This is a genomic window from Pseudoalteromonas luteoviolacea H33-S (assembly GCF_001625695.1).
GTDB lineage: Bacteria > Pseudomonadota > Gammaproteobacteria > Enterobacterales > Alteromonadaceae > Pseudoalteromonas > Pseudoalteromonas luteoviolacea_B.
Map to the genome: position 1 here is coordinate 1 of NZ_AUXY01000003.1, position 1,005 is coordinate 1,005.

The 1,005-nt window shown below is 40.1% G+C and carries 1 protein-coding gene; it reads left to right on the plus strand.

Annotated features, from left to right (window positions below):
• On the plus strand, positions 1 to 751 hold a 751-nt coding region (locus N477_RS00610), incomplete at its 5' end, for an IS110 family transposase (protein WP_063364259.1).
• Positions 752 to 1,005: the final 254 nt, after the last annotated feature.

Below are 1,005 nucleotides of genomic sequence, written 5' to 3' on the forward strand. Positions count from 1 at the left end.
CGCAAAAGTCTCTAAACATGGAGAAATTGTTTTTAATAAAGCACAGTCTCCATCTAAAGTTCGCCAGATACTCGCTAACTCTCCCCCTAGCATTGTGGCAATGGAGGGATGTGGCAGTTTTCATTATTGGGGGCGGATTGCTCAATCCTATGGTCATGAAGTGAGGGAACATGTTAAGCCTTATATAAGCAAACAAAAAACAGATGCCAATGATGCTATCGGGATTGCGATTGCTGCTATACAACCGAATATGCCCTTTTCTCCAGTAAAAAATATCGAACAGCAAATTCTCCAAACGTTCACTGTGAGTCGTAAGTTTTTAGATAAACAGCTTACACAACTCGGTAATCATATCAGGGCCTTATTTTATGAATATGGCATCACTATTCCTCGCACCAAGAAAGCATTGAAAGAGGTTTTAACTGAGCGCAATGATTTACCAGAGGTATTATTGCCATTACTTAATGTCTTAAAAGCTCAATACCAGCAAATAGAGCAATCGCTAAAGCAAGCCACCAAAAACCTAGAGCAGCTTGTTTCTCAAAATGAACAATGCCAACGTATTATTGCGCTTGAAGGTGTGGGTGTTTTAGGTGCAGCGGGGCTAATTGCCAGCTTGAGTCAAACAGAGCACTTTAAAAATGGGCGATGTGATTCTGTATATTTAGGTGTTACCCCAAAACAATTTAGCAGTGGCGGTAAAACCGTGATGCTAAAACAAGGTACGAACTACCAGCCAGTTATGATTTAACAAACATCTTAAAAAGAGTTCGACAACAATGTAATTAAAACGGTAAGACCAACCTTCTGAAAACCTGTCTGAACTGGAAGTGGTAATACACTAACGAAACGTTTTCAGGATGACATGGTGCAAAAGGTTAATGACAACAAACGCAGTGAGTACATTTATTTTGCGCAAGGTGAAATAAACCAGTTTAACCGCTGCTGAGGGACTGTATTCAAAAGGAGTAAAGAGTGAAAATGGTGAAGGTTACTCCCTTCACC